This window comes from Kitasatospora sp. NPDC092286 (genome assembly GCF_044755565.1).
Lineage (GTDB): Bacteria > Actinomycetota > Actinomycetes > Streptomycetales > Streptomycetaceae > Kitasatospora.
This window is the reverse complement of sequence record NZ_JBIVRD010000024.1, coordinates 87,971-107,850: the sequence shown is the minus strand read 5'-3', so window position 1 is coordinate 107,850 and position 19,880 is coordinate 87,971. Positions and strand designations below refer to the sequence as shown.

Genomic DNA, 19,880 nt, shown 5'->3' with positions numbered 1-19,880 from the left:
CATTGCAGAACGGCCCGGGCACAAGCGCCCGGGCCGTTCGTCGTATGCGGTGCGGAGAACCTAGCGACCGCGCTCGCGGGCGGCGGTCAGACGGCCGCGTACGGCGGCGTGGACCTCGGCCTCCTCGGCCGGGTCGGCGGCGAGCCGGCGCAGGCGCTCCAGCACACGGGCGTCCCCCGTGGTGGCGACATGCCGCGCGGCGAGCTCGCGGGTGGACTCCTCGCAGTCCCAGAGGCACTCGACGGCCGGCCCCTCGGGGAAGTGCACGTCGGTCACGGCCAGCGCGCGGGCGGCGCGGCCACGCAGCTCGGACGAGGCGGCCTCACCGTAGATATGGCGCAGGACGGGGACGGCTTCGGCGGCGGCCAGCCGCCCCGCGCCGTCGACCAGCGACCCGAGCCCGGTACCGGTGACGCCGCGGACGGAGACCCAGCGGCGCAGCCCGGCCACCACCAGCGGTCCGTCGCCGGGCTCGCCGGCGTCGGCGAGCAGCTGGACGGCGGCCTCGCCGAGGGCGCTGTCGGCGCCGCCGGTGGCCGGATCGGCCCAGCGGCGGGCGTGGGCCAGCGCCTCGGGGCCGCGCATCCGGCCGAGCAGTTCCAGGGCGGCGCGCACGATCCGGTCGTCGACATCGGCGGCGGCGGCCTCGATCAGGGCGGCGGCGGCCGGGTCGCGTTGGTCGACCAGGAAGCGCAGAGCGGCCCGGCGGGCCCCCGGCAGTCCGCCGCGGGCGGCCTCCAGCACGGCGGGACGGTCCTCGGGGCGGACCACGGCGGCCAGGCAGCGGGCGGCGGCGGCGGCCCGGCGGTCCCCGGCGTCGGGGCCGTCGGTCTCGCCGGCGTCACGGGCCGGCTCGGGGCGGTCGGGCTGCCGGGCGAAGGCACCGGCACCGAGGCCCCCGAGGTCTCCCTGGTCGGCCCAGGCGAGCACGTCCGCGGTCGACCAGCCGGGGGTGACGCCGCTGCGGTTCAGCTGGCGCTGCCAGAGGTCGAAGGGTGACTGCTCGCTCGCCGCGGCGACCCTCGGGTGGTACGCGGCCCAGAGCCGCCAGGGCCTGGGCTCGTACGCGCCGCGGATGAACTCGCGCAGCTCGGCGTCGCCCTCGGGGCCCGGCGCGAACCGGTCCAGGACGGCGGTGCCGAGCAGCAGGAGCCCGCGGTCGTCGTCCCTCAGCGCCAGTTCGTCCAGCGCCCAGGCCCAGTTGGTGCCGGTGGCGGTGTACTCGCGCAGCATCAGCAGCGCGTCGCGCCGGCCGTACGCGGCGAGGTGGCCCAGGACGGACAGGGCGAGACCGGTGCGGCCCTCGTCGTCGTCGAGAAGGTCCTCCGGGTCGTGGAGGTGGTCCTCGATACCGTCGAGCGGTGCCTCCAGCTCCATGTAGAGGCGCGCGTAGTAGAGGGAGCGGTTCTCGACCTGCCAATCGGCTCGCGGATCCCTGGTGACGCACTCCTCCAGTGCGGCGATGGCCTCGGTGCGGTCGGCGGCCAGCGCATGGAGCTGCCCGTCACCGCGGCCTCGCTGAAGGAGGCCGAGGAGGCTGGCACTGGGCGCTATCACTGGCTCGAACATGAGGTCAGCATCCGTTGCGGCGGTCGTAGTGGCAACGGGATTTCCGTCGCCGGGGTCTCTGGTCGGTACTGCGGTGGGCGCCCGGGCGCCGGAATCACCGAAGGTTACCGCCTCGCGCACGTCGCCGCACACAGGGCGACGGCCCCCGATGCCTTACTGGCATATGCCGGGGGACTTTTGCCAGGATCTGTTCAAATCCCCCGCAGGGGTGACGCGGCTGTGCGACAGTTTTTTCACCACCCCCGACGGCCTTCCCGGCACCCCGCCACCCTCGGAGCGATGGAGCCGCCATGAGCATGCCAGCCCCCGCCCCCGATCCCTGCCCGCCCGGCACCCCCGCCGGGCCGGGCGGCCCGGCGAAGGGCCCGGCAGGGGGCGGGACGGACGGCGGAGCGGACGGCGCGACGGGCACCGACGGCACGGCGCAGGCGCCGCCCGGCCCCGAGATCGGCTCGGCCGAGTGGGATCTCCTCACCGACGACGTCCGGTGGTCGGCGGAGACGTTCCGGCTGCTCGGGTGTGACCCCGGACACGGTCCGCTCAGCCTCGACCGGCTGCCCGACCGGCTCGACGCGGCGGACCGGCCGATGCTGCGCCGGATGATGACCGACGCGCTGGTGCACGGCCGCTGCGCCGTCGGCACGGTGCAGGTGCGCCGGCCCGGCGGCGGCCACGGCACGGTCGAGTACGCGGGCGAGCCCGTGCTCGGCGCGGACGGCACCGTCACCGCCCTGCGCATGCTGCTCCGGCCGGCCGGTCAGGACGGCGGGACGACCCCGGTCTGACCCCGACCCGCCGGGCGCCACGGACCCGCCGGGGACGGCTCGGAGAACACCGGACAGCACCGGACACGCCGGCGAAGGTACCGGCCCCGGGCCGGAGGCCGGCTCAGGCGAGCTTCGGGCGGTGCTTGGCGTCCGCCACCCGCAACTCCCGCCCCAGCTCCGCCCGGAGCTCGTCCACCACCTGCACGCCGCGATAGCGGGCGGTCAGCCGGTACATCTCGCGCAGCCGGTCCCAGGTCCGGTGGGACGAGTTCTGGCCGATCAGGTTCATCACCATCTTGGCCTGGAACTCCGCCGCGTCCGGCTCCCCGGTGATCCAGTGCACCGAGGCCAGGGTGATCCGGTCGAACAGCGCCGAGCGCAGCTGTCCGGTGCCCTCGCGCAGCTTGATCACCCGCTCGGCCTGCTGTCTGGCCTGCGGGGCGGCCACCGGGTCGTGCTCGGCGAGGGTGCGCAGCACCAGCGCCTGCATCCCGCGCAGCTCGGCCTCGTCGAACACCTGCATCCAGGACGGCGGTGGCTCGGACACGTCCTCGGCGAACAGCTCCTCGGCCTCGCCGAGCAGCCGCCAGGTGTCCTGCGAGTGCCCGATCGAGGCGTGTGCCCAAGCCTCCACGGTGTTCAGCATGGCCCGGGTCCTGGGCAGCGCCCGGCCACCGCCCGCCTTGGCTGCCGCCATCAGGTCGAGCGCGTCGTCGGCCCGGCCCAGGTGGACCATCTGCCGGGCGGCCCGGGAGATCGCCTCGCCAGCCCGGGGGCGGTCCCCGGCCTCCTTGGCGGACTCGGCGGCGATCATGAAGTACTTCTGGGCGGTCGGTTCGAGGCCGACGTCGTGCGACATCCACCCGGCGAGCACCGCCAGGTTGGCCGCGACCAGCCACAACCGCCGTTCCACCGGCGGACTGTGGCGGTGCGTCAACAACCCGCCCACCTCGTTGAGCTGGCCGACCACGGCCTTGCGCTGAAGTCCGCCGCCGCGCGCCGCGTCCCAGGCCCGGAACACCTGGACCGAGCGCTCCAGCGCCTCCACCTCGTCGAGCCCGACCGGGCCCGCGTCGTACACGTCGACCACCGGGCGAACACCGCCCTGGGTGATCATCTGGCGGGGGCCCGGCACCGAGGCCGCGTAGGCGACCGCGTCCCCGCCCAACCAGCCCTTCAAGGAGTCGGCGATGGCCGCCCCGGCCGTGAGCGCGGCACCCGCACCCACCAATCCACGTCGGTTCAGCATGAGGTCCATTCCCGTGAACTCGGTGAGGACCGCGGCCGTTCGATCCGGCTCCCATGGCACTGCTGCGGACTGCGCCGCTCCGGTCCTGGTGGGCCGGTGTCGTTCCAGACCGAGGTCCTCAGTGGTGACGACACGGCCGAGCCGCTCCGTGAACACGGACGCCAGTACCCGCGGCACCGGATCGCGCGGGATCTCCCCGTGCTCGATCCACCGCCGCACCCTCGAGGTGTCGGTGGACAGCTGCTGCTGTCCCATCGCGGCACCCCTCCGGTTGACCAGCCGCGCGAGTTCGCCCTTGGACCATCCGGTCAGGACGAACAGATCGGCGAGTCGGGTGTTGGGTCCCCTGCTCACGTGAAGCCCCCAGGTTCCTCGGCTGGTTCGAGGCTAGAGGCTCCGTCAGGTGCCGGGCGAGTATTCGCCATGCTTCGCCAGGGTCCGCCACATTCTTAACCAGTGGCGATCGGGTGTGTTGTAGAGGTGCGCCACCTCGCCCCTCGGGTCGGGCGGCGTCCCAGGGCCGGTCGGGGCATTCCCCCGCCCGTGTCATGGGGCGTCCCCGGTCCTCACCCGAGGGGGTGGCGCGGCCGGGTGGCGCGGGGGCGCCGGGCACGGCCACGGCAGTCCGGCCGACCGCATTCCCCAGGGTGCGGACGGCCGGCACCTCGCCGCAGGGGCTCCGGCCCCGCGTCCGTGCCCGGCGCCCGCGTTCCACCCACCGCACCGCCCAAGGGCCGCCGTCACGCCAGGAAAGCTCGCGGCACCGGCCCTCCCCCGCACCGCGGGGCACACCCGCCCGACGGACAGGAAGGGACCACCCTCACCCCATGTACTCCTCAGCGACCACCCCTACGCCGACCGCGGCCCGCACCGCGCTGCGACCCCCCACCGCAGCCGCGGGCCGTCCCGGGCCGAAGCAGGTGCCGCCACCGAGCCGCCCCGCCGCCCCGCGCGGGGCCGACGGCCGGTCCACGGACGCGCGGGGCCACGCCGGCCGTACGGCGCTGGGGCTGCGCGGCCCCGAGACCGTCCTGCCGCCCGGCGCCCGGATCCCGGGCGCCCGCCCGACCGACGGCCGGCTGCTGCGGCCGCACCGGCCCGGCCAGCCCGGCACGGCCGAGCGGATCGACCCGGCGGCGCTGCAGACCCCGACGGTGCGGGCCGCGCTGGCCGGTGTCGCGCGGATATGTCCCGCGTTCACCCCGCGTCAGGTCCTGCGGGAGGGCAGCCGCCACATCCTGGTGGCCGGCACCATCGGGCGGGCCCCGGTGGTGGCCAAGTGCCTGGCCCCGCAGGCGGTGCGGAGTGAGTACTTCGAGCAGCTGGTGGCCGATTTCCACCACGAGGTCGCGGTCTACCGGGCCTTCGTCCGGCACCGTCCGCCGGTCCGGCTGCCCCGGCTGGTCGCGGCCGACCACGACCGCTGCGTGCTCGTCATGGAGCGCGTGCCCGGCCGCCCGGCCGCCCGGGAGCGCCACCCGGTCAACGCGCCCACCCCGGGCGAGGTACGGGCGCTGCTCACCGCCGTCCGCACGCTCAACCTGTGGCGGCCGCCGACGGACGTGTTCCAGCCGAGGATGGACTACCAGCTGGAGATCGCCCGGTACCACTCGGTGGGCCAGCTCACCGACCGGGACGCCGGCGATCTGCGCGGGCTGCTGCACGGCCTGAGCCACACCCCGCTCCAGCTCTGCCACGGCGACGCCCTGCTCAGCAACATGCTGCTGGCACCGTCCGGGCCGGTGCTGGTCGACTGGGAGCAGGCCGGCTGGTACCTGCCGGGCTACGACCTGGCGGTGCTGTGGAGCGTGCTCTCCGGGGACACCGCCGCCCGCCGCCAGATCAGCCAACTCGCGCAGAGCGGCGGCACGATGGCCCGGGACGCGTTCCTGGTCAACCTGGTGCTGGTGCTCATGCGGGAGATCCGGCTGTACGACGTGCCGGGCGCCGGCGAGGAGCAGCGGATCATGATCCGCCGGCTGTACGACGACGCCGCGCTGGCCCGCCGGGCCGTCCGGGCCGCCGTCGGCACCCGCTGAGGCGGCCGCGGACGGGGCGGGACATGGACCGGAGCCGGCGTCGGCTGAGGCGACGCCGGCTCCCCCCCAAGGGGGGTTTCGGGCCAGGGGGCGTCAGGCCCTGGTACCGCGCTCCAGGGCGGCTCGCCCGGCCCTGTCCAGGATGGCCTCGTCCGGGGCGAAGTGCACCCGGCTGCTCAGCACGTCCCGCAGGTAGCGCTCCAGCGGATGACGCCGGCTCAGACCGGGGTTGCCGGTGAGCGAAACCGCCTGCTGGACGGCCGATACGGCCGCGCGGGTGGCCAGCAGATGGGCCGGTCCGGTCCGGGCCACCGCCTCCGGGTCGGCCCGGTCCACCCGCGGGGCCAGTCCGCCGACCAGCTCCTCCGCGCCGATCAGCTGGGCCTCGATCTCGCCGAGCGCACAGCGGTAGCGGGGCAGGCTGCCGAGCGGCTCGGTCAGGTTGGCCGGGGTGCGCTGCTTGAGGAAACGAACCAGCCAGTCCTGCGCCGAGCGGGCCACTCCGACGGCGACGGCGGAAAGAGCCAGATCGTGCCAGGCGCGGGTGAGTTCGCCGGGCGGTACCGCGCCGGACACCGGAGCGACCGTCGAACTCGCGCCCGATTTCGGCCCGGTGAGCCCCAGCGCGAGCTCGACCGGCACCCGGACGGCGTCCAGCACCACGTCGTGGCTGGCGCTGGCCCTCAGGCCGAGCTGGTCCCAGGTCGGGTCGATCTCGATGCCCTCGCTCTCGCCGCGCACCAGGAAGGTGCCGACCCGGGGCACCGGTTCGTCGGTCCGCGCGGTGACGGCCATCCAGGCCAGCGCCTCCGCGCCGGCACAGTACGCCTTCCGGCCACTGAGCAGCCAGCCGTCGCCGTCCCGCCTGGCGACCGTGGCGGGCGGTTCCCCGCTCTGCGAACCGGGCTCCGCGCGCAGGGTGTTGACCAGCGCCGGACCGCGCCGGGACTCGGTGAGCAGCCTCCGGTAGCCGGCCGGCGGCCAGTTCGCCACCCGGGCCTGTTCGGCGTGCTGGAGCAGGGTGAACGCCGTGACCACGGCCACCGAGGCGTCCCCGCGCCCGAGTTGGGCGAGCACCCGGACGGTGTCGGCGAGCGTGCCGCCCGCGCCGCCGTACCGCTGGGCGACGGTGAGGGTGAGCAGCCCGGCCTCGTGCACCGCCTCGATGCCCTGGTACGGGAAGGTGGCGTCGCGGTCGTGCTCCTCCGCGCGGGCGGCGAGCAGATCGACCACCCGGGGCAGCCCGGCGAGGGCGGTGGCGACGGACGGCTGGTCGGCAGCGATGGTGGTCATGGTGCTGGTGCCTCCGGGCGGCAGCGTGGGCTCGGCAACTGCGGGCGGCACGCCGGAAGGGCGCGCGGTACCGGTTGGCGGCCCGGGAGACCAGCGGAAACGCCGCCCCCGGATCGGCGTCGGCCACTCGGCCGCCCGCCCACCGCCGCGGGGACGAATCCCCCTCAGCGGCCCGGACACGCCGCGCTGGCGGTGCGCCGCAGGTCCAGATAGCTGCGGCGGGTCAGCAGCAGCGGGAGACGGCACGACATGTTCGCGACTGTACGAAGCCGTGATCGAAACCGTCAAGCAGCGGCCAGGGCCCCGGCCGGTGCCCGGCCCGGGGGCGGCCGGATCAGCCCTGGTGGAACATGTCCGCCGGCAGCGGCTTGAGCAGCTGGTAGAGGTCGTCCGAAATCGGTCGGTCCCAGGAGGCGATGGTGACCTGCACGCCGTCGCTGCGCCCGAACTGGGAGCAGAACACCCGACCCTCGCTGACCTTGACCTTCTTCACGATCAGGAGGTCGTCCCCGAGCATCACCGGGAAGTCCTCGGCGGAGACGAACTCGACCGGTTCTTCGTTCTCCAGCGCCGCGAGCAGTTGCCGGATCTCGAAGGGCACGCCGTCCCCGGTGTCGCGGGCCGGCGAGCCCTCGGGGAGGTTGCCGATGAACATCGCCGGGCCTCTGCCGCCGAACAGGTCGTAGCGCAGGAAAATTCCCTGGCAGGAGCCGTCCGGGCCGGTCATCATGGCCGCACCGAAGTCACCGGGCCAGTCGCCCGGGTCCATCGCGAGCACGTCGAAGTCCGGGCCGGCGGGCTGTCCGGAGCGACGGCGGAGAAAAGACATGGGAACATCGTACGTGCCCGGCACACCGCCTTCGCAGGGTGGGTGGGGCGCCGGACGGAGATCCACGCTCAGAGACCAATGTTGACTCTGAGCAACCGTCCGGGCTACGTTCGGTTCAGCACGACAGCCGCTCTGGGTTTCACCCTCCGGGGGGACGGCTTGTCGCAACGCGGCCCTACACGCGTATCCCTCACTGTGCACATCGTCGTGCCGAACCGCCGAGCACCCAGCTTCGTCGTCGCACACAGCACAGCACACAAGCCAACAGTTCCATGCCACATAAGCAAGGTCCGCGGGGCCCCGGCCCGTCGCTCCCGCGGATCTGCTCGGGACGCCGCCGCGTGGGGGCGTGCGGGTCCCGAGCATTCGGTACCGCCGCCGAGTCGCTCTCGGCGGCGGCGCCACCCTCCCGGCGACTGCCGGCCCCTTGTGGGCCGGGACCGGCCGACGCACCCCGGTGCGCAGGGGATGACTGGGAGGAGGCCTGGCAGCGCTGCCGGGCCGCACAGCAGGCGCCGTGTCTGGCCGCGTGGGGGCGGTGGGCACGGCGTCTGCCTGTGCTCATACTCTGAGCTGCGTTTGTCTAACAGTCAACAGAAATTATGACGGCGCACGCTCAAAAGATGATCAGATGGGACGATCTGACGGACAGTCGAGTCAGGTCGGCCAAAAAACACCCGTTCGTGGAGCCACTCGTTCGAGGAACCACCCGTCCGGGGAGACGCCCTCCCGGGGCACCGGAAGCGGGCAGCACGGAAACGGGCCCCCGAACCGGGGGCCCGCCGCTGTCCGTCCCGGACCCGGGCTCAGGTGAGGTCGAACTCGCCGTCCCGCGCGCCGAGCACGAAGGCCCGCCACTCCCCGGGTGTGAACACCAGGACCGGTCCGTCCTCCTGGCGGCCGTCCCGCATGCCGATGTAACCGTCCACAAAAGCGATCTGGACGTCCCCGACACCCTGGCTGCTGCACAGCCAGGTCGCCCCGGTGAAGTCCACCTTCGGCTTCCCGCTCGGCGCGAACTCCTGCGCCGCTCCGGCCGTCTCCACGTCAGTCCCGATGTTGGCTGCCACTACTGCTCTCCTCCCGACGGCTTGTCGGGGCCAGCCTAACCACCCCGCGTCGCCCCGGTCAGCGGGTTGACCGGGACCGCCCCGACGGTTGACCGGGCTCCCCCGCCCGGGCCGGGTCCGCAGGCCCGCCCCGCGGACCCGGCCGGCCCGGCCGGAGGCCCGGTGTACGGAATCCCGCCCGGCCGCCGGAGGCGCGCCGGAGCCCCGCCGGGGCGGCTCCGGGGCGTGTCCCGGAGTCCGGGGCGGCGGTCAGCTGCCAGAGTGTGGGAAGCCCCGACCGAACGCCCCCAGGAGCAGCCGATGAGCCGCCGGGACGGCACCCGCGCCGATGTCATCCCCATCTCCGACGCACCCTCGGCCCACCCTCCGGCGCCCCGCACCCCACCCACGCGCACCCCGCTGCCCCGGCCGGCGCGGGGCCGGCCGCCCGCGCACGGCCGGGTCGGGATCGTCCTGGTCTCGCACAGCCAGGAGCTGGCCGCCGCCGTCCGCGCCCTGGCACTGGCCCTGGTCGACGCCGACTCCCCCGCCCCGGTCGTCGGCACCGGCGGCGACCTGGTCTCCGGCCCCGGCATCAGCGCTGTGCTGGTGGCCGCCGCCACCCGCCGGGTCGACCAGGGCCATGGCGTGGTGGTGCTCGCCGACCTGGGCAGCGCGGTCTCCACCGTGCGCGCCCTGCTCGCCGACGCGGACGAGCACGGGCTGCCGTTCCCGGTCCGCTTCGCCGACGCGCCGTTCGTGGAGGGCGCGGTGGCCGCGGTGGCGACCGCCACCGCCGGAGGCGACCTGACCGCCGTCCTGGACGCGGCGGAGGAGGCCTACCGCCAGCACAAGGGCTGAACCCGGCGTCCGCCCGGCCCCGCCGGGCGTCCCGCACTGTCCTGGGGCCGCTCCGGGGCCGGGGTGGGGCCGGGGTGGAGCGTTCCACCCCACGGGGGGTGACCGCCCGGCTACCATCGGCGCAGGGCCGGCCGAGCGGGCCGGGCGGTTGTCAGGGGGGAACCTCAGCCATGCGCGTGGTCGTCACCGGCGGAGCCGGATTCATCGGGGCCAATCTGGTCCGGGCCCTGCTGACCCGCCCGGAGGTGGTCCAGGTCCGGGTCGTGGACGACCTTTCCACCGGCAGCAAGGCCACTCTGGCGGGCCTCGACGCCACGCTCTACGAGGGCAGCATCCTGGAACCCGCCCTGCTGGACGAGGCGTTCGCGGGTGCCGACGCGGTGGTGCACCTCGCCGCGCTGCCCTCCGTCCCCCGCTCGGTGGCGGACCCACTGGCCAGCCACCACGCCAACGCCACCGGCACCCTGGAGGTGCTGGAGGCGGCCCGCCGGGCGGGCGGGCTGTACGTGGCGGCCGCCTCCTCGTCCTCGGTGTACGGCGCCAACCGCGAGCTGCCCAAACGGGAGAGCATGCGCACCGCGCCGATGAGCCCGTACGCGGTCAGCAAGCTGGCCACCGAGGCGTATCTGGCGGCCTATCACCACTGTTACGGGCTCGGCGTGCTGCCGCTGCGGTTCTTCAACGTGTACGGCCCGCTCCAGCCCGCCGGACACGCGTACGCCGCCGTGGTGCCGGCCTTCCTGGACGCGGCACTGGCCGGCCGGCCGCTGACCGTCCACGGGGACGGCGGCCAGAGCCGGGACTTCACCTATGTCGGCACCGTCACCCGGGTGATCACCGAGGCGGTGCTGCGCCGGGTGGTGCACGCCGACCCGGTGAACCTGGCCTTCGGCGCCCGTACCTCGCTGCTGGAGCTGGTCGGCGAGCTGGAGTCGGTGCTCGGCCACCCGGTCGAGGTGGACCACACCGATCCCCGGCCCGGCGACGTCCGGGACTCGCAGGCCGACAACTCCCGGCTGCGCGAGCTGTTTCCGGACGTCCGGCCGGTGCCGCTGCGCGAGGGCCTGGAGCGGACCGCGGAGTGGTTCCGCACGCTCTGAGGGCAGGGCTGCCGGGTCTTTCAGGGCACGGCGAAGGGGCCGCTCGGGCAGAAGGCCAGCCGGGCGAAGCGCTCGCCGATCAGGGTGTGCCCGGCCGGGCCCGGGTGCAGCAGGTCGACGAGCCCGTCGGCGTCCGCCGGGCCGAGCAGCGCGAGCCCGTCGAGGTAGTGCAGCGCCGGGTCGGTGGCGGCCCGGGCGGCGGTGATCCGGGCCAGTTCGGCGCGGACCACCTCCAGGGTGAGCGCCCCGGCCGGGACGTCCGCCCGGTCCCCGAGCGCCGCGAACCGACCGCCGGTCTCCGTCGCCTCGAACGCCGCCGGGCCTGGCGTCCGTTCGAACGGCGGGCTGAACACCGGGGAGACCACCAGCAGCGGGGTGTCCGGATGGCCCTCGCGGACGGTGTCGAGGAAGCCGTGCACGGCCGGACCGAAGGTGCGCAGCCGGAACGAGGCCTTGGTCAGGACGTTGATGCCGATCTTGAGGCTGATCAGATCGGCCGGCTGGTCACGGATGGTCCGGGCGGTGAACGGGTCCAGCTGGGCGTTGCCCGCGAGCGAGAGATTGAGCAGGTCGACGCCGGCCCGCCCGGCGGCGATCCACGGCCAGGTGTCGGCGGCCGAGGCGGCCTCCGGTGCCTGGCTGACCGAACTGCCGTGGTGCAGCCAGCGGCGGCGCCCGGTCGGCCGGGGCGGGAGGACCGGGGCGTCCGCGCGCAGGGCGGTCAGTTCGACGGCGGTCCACTGGGGAAGCCACAGTTCGGCCTCCCGCTCACCGCCCGCCCCGGTGGCGAACCGGAGGACGACGGGCCCGCCCGCGGGCGGCAGCGGAGCCCGGTCGGTCCGGACGCCGTCCAGCCACAGCTCGACCGCCCCGGGGTACGGCGACTCCGGCTCGGCGTACAGGGCGAGTTCGAGCACCGCGGCCGCCGTCCGGAAGGCCAGCCGCACACCGGACGGCATGGCGGCCACCCGGCGCAGCTCGCCGTCCGGGAACTGCCCGGCCGTCCAGGCGGGCAGCCGCCAGGGCCGCAGACCGTGCTCGGCCCGCTCCAGATGCAGGGCGCCCCGGACCCGCACCGGGCCGTCCCGCAGCGGGACTTCGGCCAGCCGGCCGGTCACGGCCGCTCCCTGCCTTCCCATTCGAAGAACGCCGCGCCCTGGCACTCCAGGGCCTGGCGCAGCCGCTGGTGCTCCTCGTCGATCATCGGCGGCAGCGCGTCCAGGGTGTACCAGCCGACCGCGAGCGACTCGTCGTCGTTGACCCGGGCCTCGCCGCCGACCGCCCGGCAGCGGAAGGTGAGGAGCACGTACCGCGTCACATCGCCGTTGGGGTAGGTCACTTCCGGTGTCACGCCGACCGAGGCGAGCAGTTCGGGGACGGCGGCGACGCCGGTCTCCTCCAGGCACTCGCGCACCGCGCCGTCGGCGGGCTGCTCACCGGGGTCGAGGATGCCGCCGGGCAGCGCCCAGCGGCCGTCGTCGGCGCGCCGGGCGAGCAGCACCCGGCCGTCGTCGTCCAGGACGACGGTCACGACGGCGCTGAGCCAGAGCGGGCGGGTACCGACCACGGAGCGGAGTTCGGCGAGGAACGGAGGAATGGCCATGCCCCGCAGCCTATCCACCGGTCCACGTCGGACCTGCGGCTCTGCCCGGCCCCGCTGTCCTCGCCACCGCGACACGCGCCCGGCGCGCGCCTTACCGGGAGGGCGTCCGCAGGGGTCCGGCCGGCGAGCCGACCACCACCTCGCCGGGCGGGACGTCCCTGGTGACCACGGCGGCGGCGCCGACGAAGGCGCCCGCGCCGACCTTGCGGCCCTGGAGCACCACGGCGTTGCCGCCGACGGTCGCGCCGTCGTCCAGCAGCACCGCACCGGAGACGTTGCCGCCCGGACAGACCGTCACCCGCTCACCGAGCACGCTGTCGTGCCCGACGGTCGCGTTGTAGTGGACCTGGCTGTGCGCGCCCAGGCGCACGCTGCTGGACACGTACGCCCCGCCCATCGCCAGGCAGCCGGGGCCGAGTTCGGCCTCGGGCGCGATCAGCGCCCGCGGGTGGAGCAGGGTCGCGGGCACCGTGCCGAGGCCGTCCAGCAGAGCGGTGTGCGGGTGTGGTTGGCGACGGTGCAGAGGCCGGAGCCGGTCATCTCGCGCAGCTGCTCCCAGCTGAGCGCGGACGCGCCGGCGCCCTTGGCGGTGGAGCCCTCCCAGCGCGTCTCGCCGCCGACGTGGCAGCTGGCGAGGTAGACGGTGAACGGGAGGGCGCGTTCGCGCAGCAGCGGCCAGGCGTTCTCGTAGACGTCCGCGAAGCCGTCGTCGAAGGTGAGCACGGTGCCGGGGGTCCGGCGGCCGGCCTCGATCCGGTCGACGGCCTCGTCCAGGGAGACCACCCGGCCGGGCGCGCCAGCCGGCGCTTGACCTGGGCGCGGATGCCTCCGTCGGCTCCGGTCGGTCCGGGCGCGGCTGTGCCGCTCATCGCCCCCCTCTGCGGCGCCCTCCCCGGCGCCGTCAAGTGGCCCCGTATCCGGCGCAGTTGACGCACCGGACGGAAATCACAGCAGGGGGAAGTGTGGGGCTGGTGGACCGGAATGGTGAAAGAAGCGAGAAGGAGTTGGCGGATGGGCTGAAAACCGGCCGATCCGACCGGTTGAGACGGGCGCCCGTCCCGCGTCAGAGCGTGGCGCCCCGGCGGTACCGCAGCACGGCGAACGCGATCCGGCCGAGCAGCAGCACGCCGGCCCCGAGACATCCGGCCACCGCCATCGCCCAGGCCGGTCCGTCACTGTCCGGAACCGCCACCGCGACCACGATGCCCACCGCCAGACAGGCCAGGCCGACCATCGCCAGCGGGATCTGGTGGGTGACCAGCGCGCCACCACTCCACAGGCGGGCCATCCTGGTCGCGCCGTGCGGGTGGGAGTGATCACGTTCCGCATCTGCCATGAGCCCAAGGTACCCCGGGAGGGCGCCCGGGGCAGCCCGCGGGAAGTGATTCCCCGGACACCCTCCGCAACCGCCCCGGCGTCGGGCGCACTCCGGCGCGCGGCCGGGGCCGCCCCGCCTCCGGCGCGCGAAAAATCCTCGACTGTCCGGTACAACCATCTACGCGGCGTATCGGTCTCCACTACATTGAGCGATCCAGGAGCCGTCCGCGGTGCGGGTTGGGAGTCCCCGCCGTGGACCGGAATACCCAGGGGGCGGAGCCGCCGTGCCCTTGGTGTCGGAGGCCGGGCTCCGTCCTCCGGCGGTACCGCCACGCCGCATCGGCGACCGAGGGGGAACCGTGCCGCAGTCCCAGTCCACGACGTCGACCTCGACGGCCCCGGCCAGGTCCGCGCCCGGCGTGCGTGTTCGCCCGCTGCCACGGGCGGCGGCCCAGCCGGTGTCCGGCGCGTCCACACGCTCGCCAGCCCGCTCAGCGACGGGCGCGGCGGCCCGCGAGCAGCGCGGTGCCGGGGCGCGCGGTGGGCGGCACGCCGCGCAGTCCGCGGGCTGTCACTCGGACGGGCGAGGTGAGTGGCTGCGCTTCGCCCCCGTCCAGCCCCTGTTCCGGGCCCGCGCCGCCCAGCGGCTCGCCGTGCTCGCCTATCACGGCGTGACGGACCCGCGGTCCTTCGGCGCCCAGCTGGACCGGCTGCGAAGACTTGCCACGCCCGTCTCACTGGACGCCGTCCGGCAGGCCGTCGCGGACCGCCGTCCGCTGCCGGCCCGGAGCGTGCTGGTCACCTTCGACGACGCCGACCGCAGCGTTCTCACCCACGCCCTGCCCGCGCTGAACGACCGGGGCATCCCGGCCGCCGCCTTCGTGATCTCCGAGCTGATCGGGACGGAACGACCGTTCTGGTGGCACGAGGCCGACTTCCTCGCCCGGCACGGCGGGCGCGCCCGTTCACTCGACTGCGGACACCCCTCGCAGCTGCTGCGCCGGCTCAAGGCCATGCCCGACCCCGACCGGCGGCGCAGCCTCCAGGAACTGCGGGTCAGCGCGGACCGCAGGCCTCCCCGCCAGGACCAGCTCACCCCCACCGACCTGCTCGCCCTGCGCGAGGGCGGGGTCGCGATCGGCAACCACACCCAGGGGCACCCCTGCCTCGGGCGCTGCGACGACGCCACCGTCCGGACCGAGATCACCGGCGCGCACGAAGCCCTCACCCGCTGGCTCGGCGAGCCCCCGATCGCCTTCGCCTACCCCGACGGCGGCCACGACCCGCGTGCCGAAACCGTCCTGCAGGAGCTCGGCTACCACCTCGGGTTCCTCTCCGACCACCGCCTGGGCCCCCGGCTCCCCGACCACCCGCTCCAGATCAGCCGCCTCCAGGTCGACTCCACCACCAGCACCCGCCGCTTCGACACCATCCTGTCCGGGCTGGAGCCCGCCTACCGCCGCTGGCGCGGCCAGGCCGTCGCGTAGCAGGACCTCGTCCGGGCCGGGGCCCCCGTCAAACGGCCGGGAGCGGGGCCGGGGCGGCGAGGGTACGGCCCTGGGGGTAGCGGGTGGCGGCGGTGGGAAGGGCGGCGGGGCGGCCTGCGTGGAGGACGGTGAGGGTGCCGGTGCCCCGGCGGGCCGGGTCCCCGATGCGGCGCAGGGCCTGGGCGGCGACCGCGCCGGCGGAACCGTGCAGGGTGAGCTGGGCGGCCGCGGTGGGCGCCACGGCGGCCCGGATGCGGTCGGCCACGAGTTCGTAGTGGGTGCAGCCCAGGACGATCGCCGCCGTACCGGCCGGGGTGCGGGCGGCCGCGTCGGTGACGGCCGCCTCGATGGCGTCGTCGTCGCCGTGTTCGACGGCGTCGGCCAGGCCCGGGCAGGCGACCTCGGTGACGCTGGCCGCCCCGCCGAAGTCACGGATCAGCCCGCGCTGGTACGCGCTGCCGGTGGTCGCGGGGGTGGCCCAGATCGCGACCGGCCCGCCGAGGGCGGCGGCCGGCTTGATGGCGGGCACCGTGCCGATGACGGGCAGTCCGGGCTCCAGTTCGGCCCGGAGCGCGGCGAGCGCGTGGACGGAGGCGGTGTTGCAGGCGATCACCAGCGCGTCCGGTTCGAGGGCGGCCGCCGCCCGCGCGCAACCGACGGCGAGCGCCGTCACCTCCTCGGTCGTGCGCGGGCCCCAGGGCATCGAGGCCGGGTCGGAGGAGAGCACCAGATCGGCGTCCGGGCGCAGCTTCCGAAGGGCGGCGGCGGCGGCCAGCAGGCCGATTCCGGAGTCCATCAGTGCGATCTTCACGGGTCAAGACTTTAGTCGATCCGCCCCGCCGGGCCCCGGGTGCGGCAGACTGCCGGGGTGACCGTCCTGCTGTGGATCGCCGTGCTCTCCCTGCTGGTCTGGCTCTGGCTGGCGTGCTGCCACGGGTTGTTCTGGCGTACCGACGTACGTCTCCCGCCCCGTCGGCCGCCCGCGCGCTGGCCCGCGGTCGCGGTGGTGGTGCCGGCCCGGGACGAGGCGGAGGTGCTGCCGCTCAGCCTGCCGAGCCTGCTCGCGCAGAAGTACCCGGGCCGGGCCCGGGTGATCCTGGTGGACGACCACAGCTCCGACGGCACGGGCGCGGTCGCGTCGAACCTCGCCACCCCTGACCCCGCCGCCCCGGGCCTCACCAGCACGGCCGGCCTGGAGCTGACCGTCACCACCCCTCCCCCGCTGCCGCCCGGCTGGACGGGCAAGCTGTGGGCGCTGCGGCACGGCGTGGAGCTGGCCGGGCCGGACGCCGAGTACCTGCTGCTGACCGACGCCGACATCGCGCACGGCCCGGACTCGCTGGCCGACCTGGTGGCCGGAGCCGAGAGCAACGGGCTGGACCTGGTCTCGCAGATGGCCCGGCTGCGGGTGGAGACCGGCTGGGAGCGGCTGATCGTCCCGGCCTTCGTGTACTTCTTCGCCCAGCTGTACCCGTTCCGCCGGAGCAACCGGCCCGGCAGCCGGACGGCCGCCGCGGCGGGCGGCTGCTCCCTGGTGCGGCGGGACGCCCTGGAGCGGGCGGGCGGGGTGGCGGCGATCCGGGGCGCGGTGATCGACGACGTGTCGCTGGCCCGCGCGGTGAAGGCGTCCGGCGGACGGATCTGGCTGGGCCTGGCCGAGGAGGTGGACAGCGTCCGGCCGTACCCGCGCCTCGCCCAGCTGTGGCGGATGGTCTCGCGCAGCGCGTACGCCCAGCTCCGGCACTCGTCGGTGCTGCTGCTCGGGACGGTGCTGGGGCTGACGCTGGTCTACCTGGTGCCGCCGGTGGCGACGCTGGCCGGGCTGGCCACCGCCCGGTGGGCGGTGGCCGGGGCGGGCGGCGCGGCCTGGGCGCTGATGGCGGGGACGTATCTGCCGATGCTCCGCTACTACCGCCGGCCCGCGCCGGCCGCGCTGCTGCTGCCGTTCACGGCGGCGCTGTACCTGCTGATGACGGTGGACTCGGCGGTGCGGCACTGGCGGGGTCGCGGGGCGTCCTGGAAGGGCCGGACCTACTGAGCGGCCGGCGCCGTCGGCACCGTCCCGGCGCCTTCCCAGCGCCTTCCGTGCGGTCAGCGCCCGAGCATCCGCAGCGCGGCCGGTTCGGTGAACTCGTACCTGGTCATCCGCTCCAGGTCCCGCAGCCAGCTGGTCATCCGCGCCGCCCCGGCGGGGCGGGCCGGCACCCGGGCGTACAGCTCCTCGAACGCGGTGGTGGCGCTGTCCAGCGAGAACCGGCCGACCACCCACTCCCGCCCCCAGGCACCGAGCCGCGCCCGGCGGGCGGGATCGTCGACGAGCTGCGCGCGTTGCCCCCCACGGAGCCCTGCCCTCTCCGGTACCGCCGGTATCGAGAAGTGGGCCCGCCGCCACGGCAGTTCCGTACCGCGGCGGTGTGGCCCGGCGCCCACCCTGGCGCAGGGTGTGGTCCTCGGGGGTCGGATCGGTGAAGGTGATCAGGTCCGGGACCCGGCCGGGTCGTCCGGCCGGGCCCCGGCGCACGTTCCGGGCCGGCGAGGGGCCGCCGGGCGTCGGCGGACGGGGCCGGCGGCGGGTCAGCGACCGGGCCGGGCCTGCTGCCCCTGCCGTTCCAGCTCGACCAGGTGGTCGAGGACGCCGGGCATGGCCTCGACACCGCCGGCCCTGGTCGGCGAGGTGCGGTACTCGCCCTGGACGACCACGGTGGGCAGCTCCTCGACGCCGTACCGGACGAACAGCCCGGCGGCCTCGTCGGTGGCCCGCTGGACCTCGGCGGAGCGGTACGCCTCGCGGAACCGCCGCGGGTCGACGCCCTGGCGCAGCGCCCAGTCGGCGGCGCCGGCCTCGGTGGTGAGGTCCGCCCGGTCGACGCGGACGGCGCGGAAGACGGTGGTCTGCAGGCGCTCGACCAGGCCGAGGCGCTCCAGCGTGTAGTAGAGGCGCGCATGGCCGCGCTGGGCACCCTCGTGGGGGTCGCCGGGCCAGACGGCGGGCACCCGGCGGAGGGTGGCGTCGGCCCGGTGCCTCCCGGCCCAGTCCTGGAGCGGCTGTTCCAGGAGCTGGGAGTGGCTGCAGTCGTACCAGAAGAACTCGACCGCCTCGGTGCGGGTGCTCTCGCGCACCGGCTGCGGCTGGTCGAGGCGGACGTACTGGGCGCCCTCGTGGGGCGGTTGAGGGGTGATCGCGCCGGCCTGGAGGGGGGACGCGGCGATCCCGGCGGCGACGGCGAGCAGGACGGTGGACCTCAGCAGCGATTTCACACCGGGCAGTGTGTCGATGACGGATCGTTACCGGCCAGTCTCCCGGGGGCGGCCGGGCCGGGATTCGCCCGTTCGGCGCAGCCCGGCCCGGCCTGTTCGGCGGGCGGTCAGCCTCTTCCCCACACGTCGGTGAAGAGCCGCTGCCAGGCGTCGGCCACCACGCCGAGTTCGAAGTGCTCCAGGGCCCGCGCGCGGGCGGCGGCGCCGAGCGTGGCGCGGTCGCCGGCCAGCACCTTGGCCAGCGCCTCGGCGAGGGCGACCGGGTCGCCGGGGGCGACCAGCGCGCCGGTGGCGCCGTCGCGGACCACCGAGCGGACCCAGCCGACATCGGTGGCGACGGCGGGCAGCCCGGCCAGCGCGGCCTCGATCAGGACGCCGGGCGCGCCCTCGCTGTCGCTGGTCAACAGCAGGGCGTCGGCGGCCCGGTAGAGCGGGGCCGGGTCGGCGAGGGTGCCGAGGAAGTGGGTGCGGGCGGCGGCCGGGTGGCGTTCCAGGGCGGCGCGGCCCGGGCCGTCGCCGGCCACCGCGAGGCGGACGTCGGGCAGCCGGTCGAGGGCGTCGAGGGCGAGGTCCAGGCGCTTCTCGGGGGCGATCGCGCCGACCCAGGCGACCAGCAGGCCGTCGGTGGGCAGGCCGAGGGCCTGCCGGGCGGCACGGCGGTCGGCGTCGCCGTCGGCGGGCGGATAGCGGTCGGCGGCACGGGCGTTGGGGATGGTGCGGACCGTGGCGGCGGGCAGCCGGAACCGGTCGAGCAGAACGGCGCGGGCCTCGTCGGCGAGCGCGGTGACGGCGGCCGCGCGGCGCAGCAGGAGGCCGGTGCGCAGCCGGCGCAGCGGGCGGGCGGTCCAGTGCCGGGGGTCGCCGATGGAGACGTAGACGAACGGGGTGCGGGTGCCGGCCAGGGCGAGGGCGCAGGCGGGGAGGGTGGCGGAGCCGTGGGCGAGCACGAGGTCGGCGGTCCGGGCGGCGGAGCGCAGGGCGAGCAGGGTGGCGGGGTGCAGCCGACCGGGGCCGAGCACGGTGGTGGCGCGGGTGTCGGGGGCGTCGGGGTGGGCGTCGGGGTGCGGGGCGAGGGCGCGCAGCGCGGAGGCCTGGCCCCGGCGGCGGAGTTCCCGGTGGAGGTCCCGGGCGAGGTTCTGGGCGCCTCGGCGGCGCGGGTCGGTGATCACGTGCAGGATGCGGGGGCGGGTTCCGGCCGTCTTGGCCGACACGGCGTCGGGCATGGGAACGACCTTGGCACAGCGCCCGGCGCGGTTACAGCCCCTTCGCGCAACCCGGTGGTGGCCCGTACGCCGGTGCCGGTACTCCTGGCGGGCGCCGACCGCGAGCCGTCGTGCGCGGGGCATGGCGACCGTACGCCTTGTTTCGCGCCCCCAGCGCCGTCGACCGCCCCCGGCTGCCCCGGCGCCCGTGGGACCGGCCTGGCCTAATCCCTGGCGGGCGGTGCCCGCCACCTGCG

The 19,880-nt window shown here is 75.5% G+C and carries 20 protein-coding genes; 6 read left to right on the top strand and 14 right to left on the bottom strand.

Going from position 1 to position 19,880, the window contains the following annotated elements:
- Positions 1 to 60 precede the first annotated feature (60 nt).
- A complete protein-coding gene (locus tag ACIQIB_RS24035) occupies positions 61 to 1,569 on the bottom strand; it encodes a HEAT repeat domain-containing protein (protein ID WP_363610609.1) in 1,509 nt (502 codons plus the stop codon).
- A 290-nt stretch (positions 1,570 to 1,859) separates the two neighbouring features.
- On the opposite strand from ACIQIB_RS24035, the gene ACIQIB_RS24030 reads away from it, so the two are divergent.
- Positions 1,860 to 2,354 carry a hypothetical protein gene (locus ACIQIB_RS24030; protein ID WP_400760492.1) on the top strand — a complete coding sequence of 165 codons (495 nt, stop codon included), beginning with the start codon at positions 1,860 to 1,862 and terminating at the stop codon, positions 2,352 to 2,354.
- A 103-nt stretch (positions 2,355 to 2,457) separates the two neighbouring features.
- Here the strand turns inward: ACIQIB_RS24030 and ACIQIB_RS24025 are convergent, their stop codons facing one another.
- Positions 2,458 to 3,939 carry a hypothetical protein gene (locus ACIQIB_RS24025; RefSeq protein ID WP_363610605.1) on the bottom strand — a complete coding sequence of 494 codons (1,482 nt, stop codon included), beginning with the start codon at positions 3,937 to 3,939 and terminating at the stop codon, positions 2,458 to 2,460.
- A 473-nt stretch (positions 3,940 to 4,412) separates the two neighbouring features.
- Between ACIQIB_RS24025 and ACIQIB_RS24020 the strand changes: the two genes are divergently transcribed.
- Positions 4,413 to 5,624, top strand: coding sequence for an aminoglycoside phosphotransferase family protein (locus ACIQIB_RS24020; protein ID WP_363610603.1), 1,212 nt, complete (start codon positions 4,413 to 4,415; stop codon positions 5,622 to 5,624).
- A gap of 93 nt (positions 5,625 to 5,717) precedes the next feature.
- Here the strand turns inward: ACIQIB_RS24020 and ACIQIB_RS24015 are convergent, their stop codons facing one another.
- The 3 genes from ACIQIB_RS24015 to ACIQIB_RS24005 all read right to left on the bottom strand — a co-directional run bounded on the left by ACIQIB_RS24015 (position 5,718) and on the right by ACIQIB_RS24005 (position 8,792).
- Positions 5,718 to 6,917 (bottom strand): acyl-CoA dehydrogenase family protein, encoded by a 1,200-nt coding sequence (locus ACIQIB_RS24015; protein ID WP_400760490.1) that lies wholly within the window; start codon positions 6,915 to 6,917, stop codon positions 5,718 to 5,720.
- A 334-nt stretch (positions 6,918 to 7,251) separates the two neighbouring features.
- Positions 7,252 to 7,746: a hypothetical protein gene (locus ACIQIB_RS24010; protein WP_400760488.1), complete on the bottom strand. Its 495-nt coding sequence runs from the start codon at positions 7,744 to 7,746 to the stop codon at positions 7,252 to 7,254.
- Positions 7,747 to 8,552: 806 nt separating this feature from the next.
- Positions 8,553 to 8,792, bottom strand: coding sequence for a DUF397 domain-containing protein (locus ACIQIB_RS24005; protein WP_363610667.1), 240 nt, complete (start codon positions 8,790 to 8,792; stop codon positions 8,553 to 8,555).
- Positions 8,793 to 9,116: 324 nt separating this feature from the next.
- Here ACIQIB_RS24005 and ACIQIB_RS24000 point away from each other — a divergent pair, with 324 nt between their 5' ends.
- On the top strand, positions 9,117 to 9,656 hold the full coding sequence (locus tag ACIQIB_RS24000; RefSeq protein ID WP_400658857.1) for a PTS-dependent dihydroxyacetone kinase phosphotransferase subunit DhaM: 540 nt from the start codon (positions 9,117 to 9,119) through the stop codon (positions 9,654 to 9,656).
- 170 nt (positions 9,657 to 9,826) lie between these two features.
- The gene (locus ACIQIB_RS23995; RefSeq protein WP_400658859.1) at positions 9,827 to 10,756 is read left to right on the top strand and encodes an NAD-dependent epimerase/dehydratase family protein; all 930 of its coding nucleotides are present in this window, start codon (positions 9,827 to 9,829) and stop codon (positions 10,754 to 10,756) included.
- A gap of 20 nt (positions 10,757 to 10,776) precedes the next feature.
- Here ACIQIB_RS23995 and ACIQIB_RS23990 read toward each other — a convergent pair whose 3' ends face one another.
- The 5 genes from ACIQIB_RS23990 to ACIQIB_RS23970 all read right to left on the bottom strand — a co-directional run bounded on the left by ACIQIB_RS23990 (position 10,777) and on the right by ACIQIB_RS23970 (position 13,695).
- The gene (locus tag ACIQIB_RS23990) at positions 10,777 to 11,874 is read right to left on the bottom strand and encodes a lipase (protein WP_400760485.1); all 1,098 of its coding nucleotides are present in this window, start codon (positions 11,872 to 11,874) and stop codon (positions 10,777 to 10,779) included.
- A complete protein-coding gene (locus ACIQIB_RS23985; RefSeq protein ID WP_363610593.1) occupies positions 11,871 to 12,359 on the bottom strand; it encodes an NUDIX domain-containing protein in 489 nt (162 codons plus the stop codon). The genes ACIQIB_RS23990 and ACIQIB_RS23985 overlap by 4 nt, the downstream gene beginning before the upstream one ends.
- Before the next feature lie 91 nt (positions 12,360 to 12,450).
- Entirely contained in the window at positions 12,451 to 12,828 is a 378-nt protein-coding gene (locus ACIQIB_RS23980; protein ID WP_400760483.1) for a hypothetical protein, read from the bottom strand.
- On the bottom strand, positions 12,795 to 13,142 hold the full coding sequence (locus ACIQIB_RS23975) for a polysaccharide deacetylase family protein (protein ID WP_400760481.1): 348 nt from the start codon (positions 13,140 to 13,142) through the stop codon (positions 12,795 to 12,797). Before ACIQIB_RS23975 ends, ACIQIB_RS23980 begins: the two co-directional genes overlap by 34 nt.
- A 280-nt stretch (positions 13,143 to 13,422) precedes the next feature.
- Positions 13,423 to 13,695, bottom strand: a complete 273-nt coding sequence (locus ACIQIB_RS23970; protein ID WP_400658863.1) for a hypothetical protein — start codon at positions 13,693 to 13,695, stop codon at positions 13,423 to 13,425.
- A gap of 340 nt (positions 13,696 to 14,035) precedes the next feature.
- Here ACIQIB_RS23970 and ACIQIB_RS23965 point away from each other — a divergent pair, with 340 nt between their 5' ends.
- A complete protein-coding gene (locus ACIQIB_RS23965) occupies positions 14,036 to 15,163 on the top strand; it encodes a polysaccharide deacetylase family protein (protein ID WP_363610587.1) in 1,128 nt (375 codons plus the stop codon).
- Positions 15,164 to 15,191: 28 nt separating this feature from the next.
- On the opposite strand, the gene ACIQIB_RS23960 is transcribed toward ACIQIB_RS23965, so the two are convergent.
- Positions 15,192 to 15,974 (bottom strand): glutamate racemase, encoded by a 783-nt coding sequence (locus tag ACIQIB_RS23960; RefSeq protein WP_400760478.1) that lies wholly within the window; start codon positions 15,972 to 15,974, stop codon positions 15,192 to 15,194.
- 57 nt (positions 15,975 to 16,031) lie between these two features.
- On the opposite strand from ACIQIB_RS23960, the gene ACIQIB_RS23955 reads away from it, so the two are divergent.
- The gene (locus ACIQIB_RS23955; RefSeq protein WP_400760475.1) at positions 16,032 to 17,201 is read left to right on the top strand and encodes a glycosyltransferase; all 1,170 of its coding nucleotides are present in this window, start codon (positions 16,032 to 16,034) and stop codon (positions 17,199 to 17,201) included.
- A gap of 53 nt (positions 17,202 to 17,254) precedes the next feature.
- Here ACIQIB_RS23955 and ACIQIB_RS23950 read toward each other — a convergent pair whose 3' ends face one another.
- From ACIQIB_RS23950 to ACIQIB_RS23940, 3 genes are all read right to left on the bottom strand, one after another.
- Positions 17,255 to 17,428, bottom strand: coding sequence for a hypothetical protein (locus tag ACIQIB_RS23950; RefSeq protein ID WP_400760472.1), 174 nt, complete (start codon positions 17,426 to 17,428; stop codon positions 17,255 to 17,257).
- A gap of 309 nt (positions 17,429 to 17,737) precedes the next feature.
- Entirely contained in the window at positions 17,738 to 18,421 is a 684-nt protein-coding gene (locus ACIQIB_RS23945; protein ID WP_400760470.1) for a thiol:disulfide interchange protein DsbA/DsbL, read from the bottom strand.
- Positions 18,422 to 18,528: 107 nt separating this feature from the next.
- Positions 18,529 to 19,644, bottom strand: a complete 1,116-nt coding sequence (locus ACIQIB_RS23940; protein WP_400760467.1) for a glycosyltransferase family 4 protein — start codon at positions 19,642 to 19,644, stop codon at positions 18,529 to 18,531.
- Between the last annotated feature and the right edge of the window lie 236 nt (positions 19,645 to 19,880).